This is a genomic window from Gordonia sp. UCD-TK1 (assembly GCF_001691435.1).
In the GTDB taxonomy this organism is placed as follows: domain Bacteria; phylum Actinomycetota; class Actinomycetes; order Mycobacteriales; family Mycobacteriaceae; genus Gordonia; species Gordonia hongkongensis.
In genome coordinates, this window is record NZ_LZMP01000015.1 from 37,330 (window position 1) to 52,015 (window position 14,686).

The 14,686-nt window shown below is 68.1% G+C and carries 16 protein-coding genes; all 16 read left to right on the top strand.

Annotation, left to right across the window (positions count from 1 at the left end):
* Positions 1 to 98: 98 nt before the first annotated feature.
* From A9310_RS10610 to A9310_RS10680, 16 genes are read left to right on the top strand one after another with little or no spacing between them, the layout of a single operon-like run.
* Positions 99 to 572: a hypothetical protein gene (locus A9310_RS10610; RefSeq protein ID WP_254661227.1), complete on the top strand. Its 474-nt coding sequence runs from the start codon at positions 99 to 101 to the stop codon at positions 570 to 572.
* Between the two features lie 36 nt (positions 573 to 608).
* Positions 609 to 1,019: a hypothetical protein gene (locus tag A9310_RS10615; protein WP_065630581.1), complete on the top strand. Its 411-nt coding sequence runs from the start codon at positions 609 to 611 to the stop codon at positions 1,017 to 1,019.
* Complete coding sequence (locus A9310_RS10620; RefSeq protein ID WP_065630582.1) at positions 1,019 to 1,864, top strand: hypothetical protein; 846 nt, start codon at positions 1,019 to 1,021, stop codon at positions 1,862 to 1,864. Before A9310_RS10615 ends, A9310_RS10620 begins: the two co-directional genes overlap by 1 nt.
* A complete protein-coding gene (locus A9310_RS10625; protein WP_065630627.1) occupies positions 1,855 to 3,402 on the top strand; it encodes a hypothetical protein in 1,548 nt (515 codons plus the stop codon). Before A9310_RS10620 ends, A9310_RS10625 begins: the two co-directional genes overlap by 10 nt.
* Complete coding sequence (locus A9310_RS10630) at positions 3,399 to 3,707, top strand: hypothetical protein (protein WP_065630583.1); 309 nt, start codon at positions 3,399 to 3,401, stop codon at positions 3,705 to 3,707. The genes A9310_RS10625 and A9310_RS10630 overlap by 4 nt, the downstream gene beginning before the upstream one ends.
* On the top strand, positions 3,704 to 5,194 hold the full coding sequence (locus A9310_RS10635; RefSeq protein WP_065630584.1) for an SCO6880 family protein: 1,491 nt from the start codon (positions 3,704 to 3,706) through the stop codon (positions 5,192 to 5,194). The genes A9310_RS10630 and A9310_RS10635 overlap by 4 nt, the downstream gene beginning before the upstream one ends.
* A 13-nt stretch (positions 5,195 to 5,207) precedes the next feature.
* On the top strand, positions 5,208 to 6,500 hold the full coding sequence (locus A9310_RS10640; RefSeq protein WP_254661228.1) for a hypothetical protein: 1,293 nt from the start codon (positions 5,208 to 5,210) through the stop codon (positions 6,498 to 6,500).
* On the top strand, positions 6,448 to 7,077 hold the full coding sequence (locus A9310_RS26295) for a hypothetical protein (RefSeq protein WP_254661229.1): 630 nt from the start codon (positions 6,448 to 6,450) through the stop codon (positions 7,075 to 7,077). Before A9310_RS10640 ends, A9310_RS26295 begins: the two co-directional genes overlap by 53 nt.
* The gene (locus A9310_RS10645) at positions 7,074 to 7,385 is read left to right on the top strand and encodes a transposase (RefSeq protein WP_065630585.1); all 312 of its coding nucleotides are present in this window, start codon (positions 7,074 to 7,076) and stop codon (positions 7,383 to 7,385) included. Before A9310_RS26295 ends, A9310_RS10645 begins: the two co-directional genes overlap by 4 nt.
* A complete protein-coding gene (locus A9310_RS26460; protein ID WP_065630586.1) occupies positions 7,382 to 9,415 on the top strand; it encodes a transglycosylase family protein in 2,034 nt (677 codons plus the stop codon). Before A9310_RS10645 ends, A9310_RS26460 begins: the two co-directional genes overlap by 4 nt.
* Before the next feature lie 10 nt (positions 9,416 to 9,425).
* Complete coding sequence (locus tag A9310_RS10655; protein ID WP_065630587.1) at positions 9,426 to 10,025, top strand: hypothetical protein; 600 nt, start codon at positions 9,426 to 9,428, stop codon at positions 10,023 to 10,025.
* Positions 10,022 to 10,762: a hypothetical protein gene (locus A9310_RS10660; protein WP_065630588.1), complete on the top strand. Its 741-nt coding sequence runs from the start codon at positions 10,022 to 10,024 to the stop codon at positions 10,760 to 10,762. The genes A9310_RS10655 and A9310_RS10660 overlap by 4 nt, the downstream gene beginning before the upstream one ends.
* Positions 10,759 to 11,463: a hypothetical protein gene (locus tag A9310_RS10665; protein WP_065630589.1), complete on the top strand. Its 705-nt coding sequence runs from the start codon at positions 10,759 to 10,761 to the stop codon at positions 11,461 to 11,463. The genes A9310_RS10660 and A9310_RS10665 overlap by 4 nt, the downstream gene beginning before the upstream one ends.
* Positions 11,463 to 13,277: a type IV secretory system conjugative DNA transfer family protein gene (locus A9310_RS10670; RefSeq protein ID WP_065630590.1), complete on the top strand. Its 1,815-nt coding sequence runs from the start codon at positions 11,463 to 11,465 to the stop codon at positions 13,275 to 13,277. Before A9310_RS10665 ends, A9310_RS10670 begins: the two co-directional genes overlap by 1 nt.
* Entirely contained in the window at positions 13,274 to 13,747 is a 474-nt protein-coding gene (locus A9310_RS10675) for a DUF4913 domain-containing protein (RefSeq protein WP_065630591.1), read from the top strand. Before A9310_RS10670 ends, A9310_RS10675 begins: the two co-directional genes overlap by 4 nt.
* On the top strand, positions 13,740 to 14,675 hold the full coding sequence (locus tag A9310_RS10680) for a hypothetical protein (RefSeq protein WP_065630592.1): 936 nt from the start codon (positions 13,740 to 13,742) through the stop codon (positions 14,673 to 14,675). The genes A9310_RS10675 and A9310_RS10680 overlap by 8 nt, the downstream gene beginning before the upstream one ends.
* The last annotated feature ends 11 nt before the right edge of the window (positions 14,676 to 14,686 follow it).

Consider the following 14,686-nt stretch of genomic DNA (forward strand, 5'->3'; position numbering starts at 1 on the left):
CCGGTTGCGGCGGCGATCCGGACCCGGCTGCGCAGTCATCATCGACCCCGGAACCGACCGCACCACCCAGCGACGTCACCTGGACGACGTTTGGCGGTGTGAAGGTGCCGTGTGCCGACCAGGGCCCCAAGGACTGCTACGGGTCGGCTCCAACCGGTTATGACCACACCGGTGCCGGGGCGGCGCTGGCCGCGATCTCGGCGACCATCCGCATGTCGATCGCCAACGACCAGGTCTGGCCGACGGTGGTGGGCACACTCGTCGCACCGTCACCGGCGCGCGACCAGTGGTCCATCGACCGGGTGCGCATCTCCATCGTCGGCCCGGTCGCCACAGGCAAGGCCCCACAAGTCGAGGGCTACACCGTCGACTCCTACACCCCGCAGGCGGCCACGGTCGGCATCATCACCCGCCAACCCGACGACTCACTGGCCCGCACCACCGCCACCGTCCGCTGGTCACTGGCCGGCGACTGGCTCCTGGAACTGCCTCCCACTGACAACACGACCCCACGGGTTCAGGCCATCGACACCGCGCCCGCCGACATGATCGACCTCCCCAACCCCTCCTAGTCACCGAAACCGGTGCATCGCACAAGGAGCCAGCACATGACTTCCGCCCTCGGACTGACGCTCTATCCCCTGCCACCCGCCCTGCGCACGACCCTGACTACCAGCACCGGCCTGAGCGTGGTCGGTGGCGTGTGCAGTCAAACCGGGTTGTGGATCGACAACGGCACCCTCGGTCTGATCGGTATGGGTGCGATCACTGTCGGGTTCATCGCCGCGGCGGTCGCGTCCATGACCGACCGGCACGGCCACCCGGTTCCCCGGTGGTCGAGCACCGGCGTAGCGCTGTTGTCGGTGCCCACGCTGGTGGTGGCGGGGATCGGCCTGGCGGTGATCGGGTGGACTGGGCTGGCACTGACCGCGTTCGTTCTGGCGGTCTGCGCACTCACGGTGAGCTTCTATGCGGTGCCCGCCGGTCGCGAACGCACCGTCGTAGGTGGTGACCAGTGATGAGCGACAACGACACTGACACCACGAACAGCCGACGGTGGAACCGGCCTATCGTGTGGATTGCCCTTGCCCTGGTGGGTGTGGCGATCGTGGTCGCAGTCGGTTATGCCGGCTCCCGCCTCGACAGCGCCGACGACGCGGCACCGCCCCCACCACCACCGCCGGTCAGCACACCGGCGGTGCCTAGCGGTGATCCTGGCCAGGACTACCTCGGCAACGACGTCGACGTCCTCGGCCGCGGTATGCGCATCCCCGCCGCCCCGAACGGCCATGTCCTCGATCAGGGGGCGAAAACCTCACCGGCACAGCTGACCAGCCCGCTGCGCGCACCGCAGGGCTTGGAGTGGCAGAAGGTGTACGGGGTGCCGATGCCGTTCAGCACCAGCGACGGCCCGACCGCGATCAGCCCTGACGGCGTGCCCTCGGGATTCAGCCGCACCCCCCAGGGCGCGGCGCTGGCCAGCTTGCAGATCCTGCTGCGCGCCACCTTCGGTCCGCACAATGTGCGTCAGGCGGTCGTGGACAGTTCCGTGGTCGGTCCCGCCGATCTGAAACAGCAGATGCTCGCGGTCACCAATGACCCGCAGTATCAGACGATGCCGGCCGCGGTGCAGATCACCCCGGACCGCTACACCGAGAACGCCGCCTCCATCCGATGGGCGTTCGGGCCGTTCCCCGCGCCCGAGGAGTTCCCGACGACCAACGGCACCGTCTACGGCGGCGGCCACATGCCAGTGGTGTGGGACGACGGCCGCTGGAAACTGCGCATCACCGAGCAGATGCTCTCCACCGACCAGGGCCTCATGGAGTACATCGACAACCCGGCGTGGTCGACATGGTTCTGACCCACACCCCATGGCCGCGGCGCCTACTCATCGCAGCCGTCCTCGCCGCCGTGCTCATCCTGCGTGTTCCGCTGGGCGGCGACGCGGCCGAGGACCCAGGCGCGCAGATGGTCCCGGTCGCCGCGGCGGCCCCCGGTGTGGTCGACAACCTCAAAGAGTGCGCATCGAGCCCGTTGGGTCTGCTCACCGGCCCACTGGCGTGTGCTGGCGCCAAGTCGGCCACTGGTGCGTTCAAAGACGCTGCCGGTGAGGGTTTCAAGTCGATGGTCAAGTCGATGGCCCAGGGCTGGGTGAAAATACTCCAGCTCACCTTGGCGTGGTTCATCAAACTGCCCACCCCGCAGTACGCCCAGGACTCGGTCGTCCAGGAGATCCAGAAGGCCACGGTGCAAATCCAGCTCTACGGGCTGGCGTTGTCGATCCTGATCGGGTCGTGGCGGCTGGTCATGGCACGACGGCAGGCGGTGATGAACGAGGCGCAGGAATCGTTCATGGGCTTGGCCAAAACGGTGTTCGGGGCGTGGATGTTCGGCGGGGTGCTCACCGCGTGCACCGCGAGTAGCGACGCCCTGTCGAACTGGCTGCTCGAGCAGGGCACCAAGGACAACGAGAACCTGATCACCAACCTCGCCGCAGCCAATCTCCTCACCCTCGGCTCGGGGTTGATCCTGATCGTCGCGGTGTGCGGCATCCTCGGCGGCATCTTGCAGGCGGTGCTACTCATCGGCCGCCAGGCCATGCTCGCCGTGGTCGTCGCGATGATCCCGGTGGTGGGCAGCTTCGGCGGCACCACCATCGGCAAGATGGCGTTCTCCCGCCTCGTCCAGTGGACGATCGCTCTGCTGTTGTGGAAACCCGTAGCCGCCCTGGTGTATTGGGTGGCATTCAAGCTCGCCGGCCACAACGTCGGGTCCATTAAGGACGCCCAGATGGCGCTCATGGGTTTGATCCTGCTGTCACTGACGGTGCTGGTCCTGCCCATGCTCACCAAGCTGATCTCAGCGGGCGCGGCGATGTCGGGCGGGTCGGGGTTGCAGGCCGGAATGATGGCCGCCGGCGCGGTCACCGCGGCGGGAACGATGGTCGCCACCGGCGGCGCATCCGGCGCGGCCAGCGCGGGATCGGCCGCTGGCGGGTCGACTGCATCGATGTCCGGGGCGTCGATGGGGTCCATGGGCGGACCCACCGGACCCAGCTCCGGCGGACTGTCCGGAGGCACCGGATCATCCGGCGGACCCTCAGGTTCCGGCGGTGGGGGATCGGGCAGCGGTCGCGGTGGCACCGGATCGTCCGGGCACGTCGGCCGCCACGGCGGCGGCACCGGCGCTCCCGGCGACGCCAGCACCGCCGCGGGTGCCGGCAGCGGACCCCAACCCGCCACCTCATCCTGCGGCGGGGCGAGTACCAGCGGCACCGGATCAGTCGGCATCGGCGACGTCAGCCAAGCCACGTCCTCAGTCATGAGCGCATCGCAAACCCTCTTCGACGACAACTACGAATCGTCGTCCCTGGCCAGTGAAGGGGCCCAGTACCGATGACCGATAACACTATTCGCAACTTCAGCGGCGTCCGCAGCGTCCTGTTGCCGAAGCTAATCCCTGAGATAGTCATCGTGACCGCTATGTCCACGGTCTTCGCCGCGGATGCGCTGGGCTGGCTCTGGGTGCAGAACATCGCATTCCTCACCCTGCTGATCGCGATGGTGTGGCTAGCGGCCCGGATCGTCAAAAGGGGCGACCGCGGTTGTTTCCCTGTCCCGGTGGCCGGTCCGCCGATGGTCGCCCACCTGAGGGTAGTCCGCGACGAGAGCGAGACCTCGAACGGTCGGGGTGATCGGCCGTGACCGCGCCGGGGGCGAACGAGGTCCTGCTATACGGGCGGTGGGAGAAGCCGCAATCACCCGGCCTGTTCGGGATGTCGTGGGGCGCCACGTTGTTCGCCGGTGGCGTGCTGATCGTCGGGGTGTTGCAGYTCATGGTTCTCCGGTCCTTGGCGATGACCGGCGTCGTGTTGTTGGCCGGCGCAGTCGTGTTGGTGCCGCTGGTGCAGAAACGCCGCGGCCGTACTGGTTGGGAGTTAATGATCGTGAGATTTGCGTTCTGGAGCGCCAAACGTAAGGGACACACCATGTTCCGTGGCGGTGTGTTCGGTGTGGTGCCTGGTCGGTGCCAGATGCCCGGTATTGCCGGGGATACCCGGTTGTATGAGTACGAGCTGAGTTCGGGCCACCGGTTCGGGCTGATCCATGCCCGTGCCAAGGACCACTACACAGTGGTGCTCTCGACCCAGCCCCAAGGCCAGGAACTCGTCGAGCAGTCCCAGATCAACAACTGGGTGCGCGGTTGGGACGACTTCCTGTCCGGGCTGGGTAAGACCCACAACGTTGCCGGGGCGATGGTCGTGGTCGAGACCCTGCCCGACAACGGCACTCGTATCGCCGCCGAGGTGCGGGCGATCACCTCGAAAGAGGGACCGGAGTTCTCCCGTGAGGTGATGGCGCAGACGGCGCTATACCGGATGTCGGCGAAGGTCCGCAACGAAGTGCGGGTGTCGATCACATTCCGTCGGCAGCGCGAAGCAGACAGCAACGAGGTCGCCGACCAGGGCGCGGCAATCGGACGTCTGCTCTCGACGATCGTGGGTCGCGCCGCCGCGGCGGGTCTCGATGCCACGCCGATGAGCGCTGGCGAGTTGTGCGCGGTGGCCACGCGCGCGTTCCGTCCGGAGCTCGACCGCGAGCTGGAAACGATGCTCTCCCGCGACGAGCAGGACGAGTTGCGGTGGGACCGCACCGGGTGTGCCGGCGCGAAGGCCGAGTGGGATCACTACGTGCACAACGGCTACCGGTCCGTGACCTGGGAAATGGCCGACGCCCCGGCCGGCACGGTCACTCACGAGGCGTTGCGGCCGCTGCTGGTGCCGCGGATGGACATTCCGCGCAAGCGGGTGGCGATCGTGTACCGCATCCACAACGAGGCCGAAGCAGTGAAGCTCGTCGACACCGACTTCAAGAACGCGCTGTCCGCCGAGCAGGCCAAGACCGGTATCGGCTCGGCCGCGGCGTCGATCCGCGTGGACAACACTCGCGCGGCGCGTGTCGAACAGCATCGCGGCGCCGGGCTGACCCGGTTCGGCATGTTGATCACACTGACCGCCCCGCGCGACGCCGACCATCCGCAGCTGGCCGCCGAACTCGAAGGCATGACCTCGGCGGCCCGGATCGGGGTGCAGCGGGTCTACGGCGGGCAGGACTCGGCATTCGCCGGCAGCCTCGGGCTGGGCATCCTGCTGCCCGAGTACGCCACCGTCAACAAACGCCTGAGCGCGTGAGGGGACCGGCGCAATGACCCTTCTGAGCACTCGTCCCGGCCAGCGCGGCACGGCCACCGCCGACACCGCCTCTCTCGAACCGATCCCCGACACCGTGCGCATCGGCGGGGTGCTGGTGATGACCGCCATGCGCTACGAAGCCCTGAAGATGGCGGCCGCCGACGAGACCGGCGGACGGTGGGCGACCCGCCGCGCGCGGCAACGTTTGGCGGCCGAGAACCGTCGTCGCGAACGCGCCATCACCCGCGTCGTGGAGCAGGGCGGGTTCGACATCGACAGCCCCGACCCCGGGCACCGCGGCACGGCGAAGCCGGGCGGGGGGCGTACGTCGATCGTGCTGCGGATGCCGGAGTGGCGTGCCACCAGCGCACAGGTGGCTGGCGGGTTCTGGCCGTTCTCCATCGGCGCGTCGTCGCCGCTGCTGGGCACTCCGCTGGGCGCGCATTTGCAGACCGGGCAGGACTTCGGCTGCGATCCGCTGACCTGGTTTCTCGCCGGGCTGATCACCGCTCCGATCGCGTTCGTGCTCGCGCTCAACGGTTTCGGTAAGTCGTCGCTGGTGCGGCGGCTGGCTGAAGGCAACATGGCACAGGGCCACACCTCGTTGTTCCTCGGCGACATCAAACCCGACTACGCCGACTTGACCCGCGCCAACGGCGGCCAGGTCATCACCGGCGGCTACGGGCATCAGCAGATCAACCCCCTCGGCGCGGGCGCCCTCGGTGAGGTCTTGGACCAGCTCCGCGAGCGGGCCGCGGCGATGGAGGCCGACCCGCAGGCCAGTCGCCGGGGCCTGGACAAGCTGCACGAGCAGATCACCCAGGTCAGTGCCGATCTACGGTCGCGGCAGGTCGCCACCGTGGCCGGCCTGGTGGAGATCAACCGCGGCCGCGCGGTGGAGGACTTCGAGGACACCCTGTTGGGCTCGGCCCTGGACATCCTGTATCAGCCGGTCGCGCAGGGCGGTAAGGGTTTCACCGGCGCGCACCCGCCGATCCTGGAAGACCTCTACGGCGTGGTCAAGGCCGGATCGGCGAGCCTGTACGAGGACGCCGCGGTCGAGAACCGCCGAGGCCTATGTTGCGGCGACGGCGAACCTTCTGCGGTCGTTGCGCGCGTTGGTGCGCGGGCGTCTGGGCCGGGTGCTCAACGGCCAAACCACCGAGCCGATCAACGTCAACGCCCCGGCGGTGTGTGTCGATGTGTCCCGGGTCCCCAAGGGCGACAAGAAACTCAAGGCGGCTCTGCTGCTGGTGTGCTGGTCGGACGGGTTCGGCGCGGTCGAGGCCGCCCACGTCCTCGCTGACGCTGGGTTGGGTCCGCGACGCACCTTCCAGGTCATCATCGACGAGCTGTGGCAGGTCATCGGCTCTGGTGCCGGGATCGTCGACCGCGTCGACGCGCTCGTACGGTTGAACCGCTCGGATGCGGTGTCGCTGATCATGATCACCCACTCGGTGGCCGACCTGTCGGCGTTCGAGTCCCAGGCGGATGCGAACAAGGCCATCGGGTTCCTCGAGAAGGCCCGACTGAAGTTCATCGGACCGGTCGGTACCGAAGAACTCGACCGGCTCTCCACGGTCACCCACTTCAACGCTGCCGAACGGGCGCTGGTCACCTCCGCGGCGTCCACGCCGCCGCCCTCGGAGTCGGTACTACGCAAGCTGCGTGCCCGGATGCGGGCCGGGGACGACGCCTCGACGACCTCGGCGGATCGGCCGCGCCCACACGGTCAGGGTGTGTTCCTGCTCAAGAGCGGTGAGGACGACCGGCCCGGTACCCCGTTCCGGTTGAACTTCACCCCGATCGAGGCCGACGGCGGCGTGCACAACACCAGCGGCCGGTTCACCGGTGTCAGCACCCGATCCGGTGATGCGGCATGAGCGCGCCGGAGTTCGATCGCCGCTACGGGTGGATCGACCCCGAGATTCGGGAACTCGCCGTCGCCGCGGTGCGGGAAGTGTTGCCGCATGTGCGGTCGCTGTGGGCGGCGTGCAGCGAAGTGTCCCAACAGTTCTCGGTGCATCCGAACACAATTAAGAACTGGTACCAGAAGGCGGTCGCCGACGACGAGGCCGCTCCGCAGGCCGGCAGCAATCTGGAGCTGGCCTCGACACGTGAGCAGTTGCGCGCCTTGACTCAACTCAACGCCGAGCTGATCGCAGCACTCAAGGACCGGGCTCGGTCATGAATGACGGGGCCAAGGGGGGTCTGGCCGCAGCGTTGGCGCTGATCGTGGCGATTCCGCTGATTGTCGTCACGATGCTCAGCACCGTGGTGACCGACTGCGAGACCCCGGGTTCGGGCGCGGAGTCGAGCGGTGGTGGCACTCCTGGTCAGCGGACCTTCCCGATGAAGAAGGGCACCTACATCCTGACCTCGGGGTTCGGGCCGCGTGGCGGCACCATGCATCAGGGTGCGGATTTCGGGTCTCAGCCCGGGGTGCCGATCTTCGCCGCGTTCGATGGCACCGTCTCCAAGTCGGGCGAGGCCAGCGGATTCGGCCAGTGGATCGTGTTGTCGCACAACATCGACGGCAAGCGCGTCGATACCGTGTACGGCCACATGTTTCCCCAGGACCTCATGGTCAAAGCAGGCCAGAAAGTCACCGCCGGGCAGCAGATCGCCCGCGCCGGATACAACGGTCAGGTCTCCCCGCCCGGCCCTGGCGGTACGCACCTGCACTTCGAGGTGTGGGAAGGGGGCTGGGGCCAGCGGGTTATCGACCCGATGCCGTGGCTCAAGGACGCCCGCGAACCAGGCAGCGCGCCGCCGCCTGCGGCCCCGGCCCCTGGTGGTGGGGGAGCGGGTGCGGACGTGGTGAGCGTGGCCGACTGGAACAAGGTCGCCGAACACGAATCCGGCGGCAATTGGGCTATCAACACCGGTAACGGCTACTACGGCGGGTTGCAGTTCTCGGCGAGCACCTGGACCGGGTATGGGGGAGCGAAGTACGCCCCGACCGCCGACAAGGCCACCCCGGGTGAGCAGATGGAGATCGCCAACAAGACGCTACGAGGTCAGGGCTGGGACGCCTGGCCGGCGACCTCACACAAGGCCGGGGTCCGCACCAAGAAGCCGGCCCCGGACGGCACGTTCGTCGACAGCGCACCCGCCCGCGCACCACCACCCGCGCCACCGGCAGCAGGTGCACCGCGAGATCAGGCACTCGGCGCGGTCACCGACAGCAGCGGCGAACTCGACGTGTCCAAGCCGATGGCTTCCCGCCTGGGGTCAGAGGCGCACTTCCAAACAAACACCGTGCGGCTCGTCCGCGCTGTCGCCCAACGATTCCCACAACTAAAAACGATCGGCGGATGGCGCGCCGACGGCGGCGGATTCAGCGACCACCCCGACGGCCGCGCCGCCGACATCATGATCCCCAACGACGGCCGCGACCCCGCGAACGTCGAGCTGGGCAACCGTATCCAGCGCTACGTGATGGACAACAAAGACGTCTTTCACGTCGAATACACCATCTGGCGGCAGTACTACCAGCCCGCCCGCGGCGCCGGGAACACGATGCCCGACCGCGGCGGCTGGACGGCGAATCACTTCGACCACGTCCACGTCACCGTCGACCGTTCCCCGCTCTACAACGGCGAAGACCTCGGCCGGATCCGCGATCGCGGCGGCGACAGCGGCGGCAGCAGCGCCGGATCAGATGACTGCGAACCCGAAGGCACCCCTGGCGGTGGCGGGGGTGGCACCGTCAAGGTCGGGACAGTGCCGGCGGACTGGGCGCGCTGGTACAACGAGGCCGGGAAGATCTGCCCGCAGATCACCTCCTCGCTGTTGGCCTCGCAGGGCAAGCAGGAGAGCAACTTTCAGGCGACCGCGGTGTCACCGGACGCGGCGATGGGACCGGGCCAGTTCATCCCCTCGACGTGGGCGACCTACGGCAAGGACTACGACCGGGACGGCCGGGTCGACCCGTACTCGCTCGGCGACTCAATCATGGCCCAAGGCCACTTCATGTGCGACATCGCCAAGCAGGTCGATGGCTGGATCGCCTCAGGTGCCGTCGATGAGCGCAGCGGACCGAACAAAGACCGCCGCGACCTCTACCTGGCCGCCTACAACGCCGGCCCGGGCTCGGTGCAGTCCTCCGGCGGATTTCCCAACCAGCATCCGCGGCACTTCTCCGAGACCCGCCCCTACGCCGAAACCATCATCCGCAACGAGCCAGCATTCCGCGACTCGCTGCCCGAGGAACGATAGGAGTCCCGTCATGCACCGATACCTGCGCACGGGCGTGCGGCTGGCCGTGATCAGCTGCGCAGCGCTGGTCGTGGCGCTTGTGCTCAACGCCTGCGGGGGCTCGGACCCGCAACCGGACACCCACGACGATCACAGCGGCCACGATCACAGCCACCAGCTTCCGGTCGGGGACGGTCCCCAGCTCCGCGACAGCCCTGATGAGTCGGCGACCGAAGCGCTGCAACGCATCTACAGCTGGGAACCGGCCACCGACGCCGATTCCGGCGACGGGATGCGCCGTGCAGTGCCGTGGCTGTCCGGGGCGCTGCACACCGTGGCCACCCGCGGCGACGACGAGTCGGTGCGGGCCTTGCCGCAGTGGCAGCAGTGGCGCACCAACCACGACATCGTCGTTGCCGCAGTGAAAGTCACTGCGCGGACCGACCGACCCGGCGACCTCGACGTCGAGCGCCGCGCCCTGGTCACCCAGAACGTCATGCACGCCGACGGCACCACCACACCGTGGCGGTTGATGACCTTCGACATCGCGCTCTCCCGTGATGACGACCAGCGCTGGCGGATGTGGCGCATGGACCTGATCGACACCACGACGTTAGGAGCAGCACAGTGAGCGTCCCCTACGAGCCGAACAACCCGTATGGCGACGGGTACGACGCCTACGGATACGACTCGGCCGGATTCGACCGCGACGGTTACAACGCCTCCGGCTATGACCGCTACGGGTTCGACCGGTACGGGCGTGACCAGATCGGCCGCGACCGCGACGGGTTCTACCTCGACGGGTTCAACGAAGCCGGATTCGACGCCGACGGCTACGACCGGGCCGGGTTCAACCGCTACGGCTATGACCGCACCGGACACGACCGCACCGGCCGCCGCTCACCGGCACCACCGCGGCCGCCGACAACCCGTGAGGGGGTGGAGGGCTTGGTGGGCGGGACCGTGGTGACCGTTGCCGTCACGGCGACCGTGACCGCGCTGGTGGTGTGGCTGCTGCGGTATCTGGCAGACCGCACCCCAGCCGCGTTGTGGGAACACCTCGCGAGCACACCACCGGTGACCCCAAGCCCGGCCACCGCCGCGATCACCGCCGCCGCACTCGCGGTCGCCGGCATCGCCGCGATGGTCGTGATGACCGTCTACACCCCCGGTGGGGCCGGCATGTTCCGGCTACTGCTGGCCCTGGTCGGGGCGTGCCTGGTCATCGCGATGGCCAGCAGCCACGACGCCGCGACATGGCTGGCCTCAACAGTGATCGTCGTCGCGGCCGGAGCCGCGATCGCCGCGCTGGCACCCACCATCGGCCCCCGAACACCAACCGCTACAACCGGGAAGGAACTGCGATGAGCACCACGAAGAAGGACCGTGCCGCCAAGGACGTACAGGACTGGAACACCGCCCGAGACTCGGTGCGCGACAACGCCGACACGCTGACGGCGATGACCAGCCACTCCGAGCTGTTCACCTGGGCCCAAGACCACGGTATCGACACCGGTTCGCTGTTTCGCAAGTGGAAGACCGAGCTGCGCAAACAACTCCACATCGACTACGACGCATTGCGACAGAAGGCGTTCGACACCCGACTGGCCGAGATGGCGGCCGCGGCCGACACCGCACCACAGGTGCTGCTGTACGCCGCCGGAGACAGCGAGGTCAACTCGTTCGCGGTGTGCTCCGAACACGGCGAAGATCCCTGGTACGGGGAGTTTTTCGACTACGACAAAGTCGACGACCAGGACAGCGCCGACCTCGCAGCCGCCCGTAAAGCGATCTACCTCGCCGGCCAGGCCCGCGAGGACAAGGGCCTGGACCTGATCGGGTTGCGGCTGGTGGTGTCCAACCACCGCGTCACCACACAAGCGTTGCAGCGAGACATCCTGCGCTACAACGTGTTCGTCACCATCGAAGTCGTCGACAACGGCGATGACAACCCTGCGCTGGAGGTGTGCCGGATGCCCGGCTTCCGCACCTGGCGAGAAGTCTCGCTGACCGACCTACTCGCCACCGCCGACCTTGCGGCCGCCCCGGATGAGAGTGAGGTCGCCTGATGGCCGCCACACCGGGCACGACCACCGAACCCACCCGCAACCACTCCGACAAACTCATGTTCGCCGGTGTCGGTGCCGTCGTGGTGGTATCGCTGCTGAGCTGGGCGGCCTTGCATCTGGCCGGCGGGCAGACGGTACCGGCCAACCCGTTCGCCGCACCGATCGAGCTGGTCACCGGCGGCCTGCGCTGGTCGACCGCGGCCACGGTATGGCTGATCGTCATGCTGGCGCCGGTCGCCGCGGCAGCCGGATACGCGTTGCTGCGCTGGCAGCGCAGACCGAAACGTTCGCGCGTCGACACCGCCCAGCAGCACCTGGGCAACGGCACCGACATCGAGTCGGTGACCGAAAAGTCCGTCGCCGCCAAGGCCAAGAGCCTCGGGGTCGACCAGGACGCGGCCCCGGCCGGGTTTTCCAGCACCATCGGTGTGCCGCTGGGCAAAACACTGTCGGGAACCCCGATCTACGGATCGTTTGAGGACATGCACCTCGACATCTGGGGACCCCGCCAGGGCAAGTCCACCTCGAGGATCATTCCGGCGATCTGCGAGGCCCCCGGGGCGGTACTGGCCACGGAGAACAAGCGCGGCAACCTCGACCACACCCGCCTGGTCCGGGAGTTCCGCGACGCCACCGGCGCCCCGACCCGCCAGGTGTGGGTGTTCGACCCCCAATCGGTCGCCAACGAACAACCGTGGTGGTTCTGGGACCCGCTGAGCTACGTCACCGACGAGACCCGCGCCGAAGAACTCGCCCAACTCTTCGCCGCCGGAGACGACGGCCAGGAAGCCAAGAAGGACCCCTACTTCGAGCCCGAGGGCGAAGATCTCCTGGCCAACCTCATCCTGGCCTCCGCACTGGCCGGCGAACCGATCACCACCGTGTTCGAGCGGCTGGTGGTGCGAGCCGACGGCCACGACGCCGTCGCGATCCTGCGCGAGCACGACTACCCGATGGTCGCCCACGCCCTCAACGCCCGGCTCAACCTCACCGACAAGCAGGCCGACGGCATCTGGGGAACCGCGATCAAGACGGCTAAATGCCTACGTGGGCGCAACGTTCGGCCGTGGGTCTCGCGCACCGGCCCCGACGACCAGCGACCCCACCTCGACCTCGCCAGCTACATCCGACGCGGGGAGACGCTGTACTGCCTGTCCCGTGAAGGTGTCGGCTCGGTCGGCCCGCTGGTCGCGGCGTTGACCATGGCCACCACCAAGACCGCCGAGGCGATCGCCACTGCCTCCCCGGGCGGGCGGCTGCCGGTGCCGCTGCTGTGCGCCCTCGATGAGGCCGCCAACGTTGTGCGCTGGCCTGACCTGCCGAAACTGTACTCACACTACGGGTCCCGCGGAATCATCATCATGACCATCCTGCAATCGTGGTCCCAGGGGATCGGGGTGTTCGGGGAACGGCCGATGAAGCTGCTCGAATCGTCGTCGAACATCTACATCTACGGCGGCAACGTCCGCGAGACCACGTACCTGGAAAGCCTGGCCAAGCTCGCCGGACAGTACGAGCGCCGCGCGCTCAACGTGTCGCGGTCCAGCGGATCAGGCAACAGCCGCGGCTCGCAGTCAGTCTCGGAGCACACCACTCGCGAGAACATCTTCACCGTTCGGGATCTCTCCTCGTGGCCACGCGGCCGGATGCTGCTGTTCTCCGCAGGCAACCCGCCCACGATCCTGCAACCCGTCCCGTGGATGGACAAACCGTATGCACCACTGATCCGGCAGTCCCTGGCCGAGTACGGCCCACAGAAACCCGATGAGGGGCCGGCGACCGTCAACACCGCCGACGAGGGCGACGCAGCATGAGCATCCTCGACGACGACCTCGTCATCGACGACGAGTTCGCAGACGACGACGAGCTCGACGATGACACCGCGGGCGATGCTCCACCACCGGAGACCGAGTTCGGCTCGGTGTATGAGTTCGTTGACGACCACCTCGTGGTGCTCTACGCCCGCCACGTCGAGGCCAAACCCGGACGGCTGTGGTGCCCACGCTGGTTCGACCACGCCGAGGCCGTGTCACGGCTCGAAGCGCTCTGGCGCGCCTACGAATCGCTGCGCCTGGACCCCGCGACCGGGATGAGCGTGTGGTGGCGCGATCACGCCGACCACCACATGGCGGTCCTCATGTCCGCCGACGGCCCGTTCGAGGGGTGCAGCGCCGACAAAGGCCACCGCCGGCCCCCGCCACCACTTCCCACCGAACCCATGACCGACGACGCCCTACGCGACGCGATGAGCGTCACCGACGAACAGGACTGGTCCGATGAATGAGCACGAGCAGGAAACCCGCGAACTCGAACAAGGCATGGAACGTGCGCTGGCCGTGGCCATCGCCCACACCTCCTCGCTCATCGAATCGTGGGCGCGGCGCGCGGCGAACAAAGCCCGCGGGGCCGAGCACACCGACACCGACCGGGAGGCGCAGTCACCCGGCGCAGCGTTCATGCGTCTGGCCACCGACGCCGCCGACACCCAGCAACAGGTGCGCGCTGAACTCGCCCTCGCCCAACCCAATGCCGACTACTGGAAACACGCCAGCCCCGACGAACTCGCCCGCAAAATCCGCGAGGACTACGGCATCGAGCCCGCCCGGTTGGGGGAGCACACCCACGACCGGCACTGGGCTGAACGGGCCGAGGGCCGCAACGTCGTCGACCTATACGCGATGGCCGACCGGTACGCCGAGCAGAGTGCGACCGCGGCCGCCGTCCGCGACAACCTCGCCGACCTCATCCGCGACTACGGACTCGACCCCGACGAGCTCATGCGCAGCTCGCCGCATGAAGCCGCCGAACGCTACACCCAGTCGCGCGCCGAGCACTGGGCACCCGGCCAGGCCCCCACGCAGAGCGCCGACGGCCGCGACGCCACCGACCGCGACGGCGTCCACGTCGCCGCGCTGCTGACCCAAGCCCAAGCCGCCGACCTCGACGCCGAACAGGCCGCCGAGCTCTCCGACCTCGCCACCGAACGTGCCGACGCCCTCACCACCACCGGTGTCGACGAGCAGCCCGGCCCGTCGCGGTCAGACCGCGTCGCCGCAGTCAGCACCAGCGACAGCGGCAAAGCCGCCACGACCGCCGCCCGTGACCACCCCACCAACCCACGCCTGGCCACCGCCAGCACCGGACAGAAGCAAACCACCGCCCGCCGATCCAGCACCCTCACCGCCGACCGGCAACGCGGTCGCGGCCTCTAACCACCTATCCC

Bases quoted from the DNA above. Each gene is read 5' to 3' on its own strand.
- A9310_RS10615 (WP_065630581.1), top strand. From the start codon at position 609: ATGACTTCCGCCCTCGGACTGACGCTCTATCCCCTGCCACCCGCCCTG.
- A9310_RS10620 (WP_065630582.1), top strand. From the start codon at position 1,019: ATGAGCGACAACGACACTGACACCACGAACAGCCGACGGTGGAACCGG.
- A9310_RS10625 (WP_065630627.1), top strand. From the start codon at position 1,855: ATGGTTCTGACCCACACCCCATGGCCGCGGCGCCTACTCATCGCAGCC.
- A9310_RS10630 (WP_065630583.1), top strand. From the start codon at position 3,399: ATGACCGATAACACTATTCGCAACTTCAGCGGCGTCCGCAGCGTCCTG.
- A9310_RS10640 (WP_254661228.1), top strand. From the start codon at position 5,208: ATGACCCTTCTGAGCACTCGTCCCGGCCAGCGCGGCACGGCCACCGCC.
- A9310_RS10645 (WP_065630585.1), top strand. From the start codon at position 7,074: ATGAGCGCGCCGGAGTTCGATCGCCGCTACGGGTGGATCGACCCCGAG.
- A9310_RS26460 (WP_065630586.1), top strand. From the start codon at position 7,382: ATGAATGACGGGGCCAAGGGGGGTCTGGCCGCAGCGTTGGCGCTGATC.
- A9310_RS10655 (WP_065630587.1), top strand. From the start codon at position 9,426: ATGCACCGATACCTGCGCACGGGCGTGCGGCTGGCCGTGATCAGCTGC.
- A9310_RS10665 (WP_065630589.1), top strand. From the start codon at position 10,759: ATGAGCACCACGAAGAAGGACCGTGCCGCCAAGGACGTACAGGACTGG.
- A9310_RS10670 (WP_065630590.1), top strand. From the start codon at position 11,463: ATGGCCGCCACACCGGGCACGACCACCGAACCCACCCGCAACCACTCC.
- A9310_RS10675 (WP_065630591.1), top strand. From the start codon at position 13,274: ATGAGCATCCTCGACGACGACCTCGTCATCGACGACGAGTTCGCAGAC.
- A9310_RS10680 (WP_065630592.1), top strand. From the start codon at position 13,740: ATGAATGAGCACGAGCAGGAAACCCGCGAACTCGAACAAGGCATGGAA.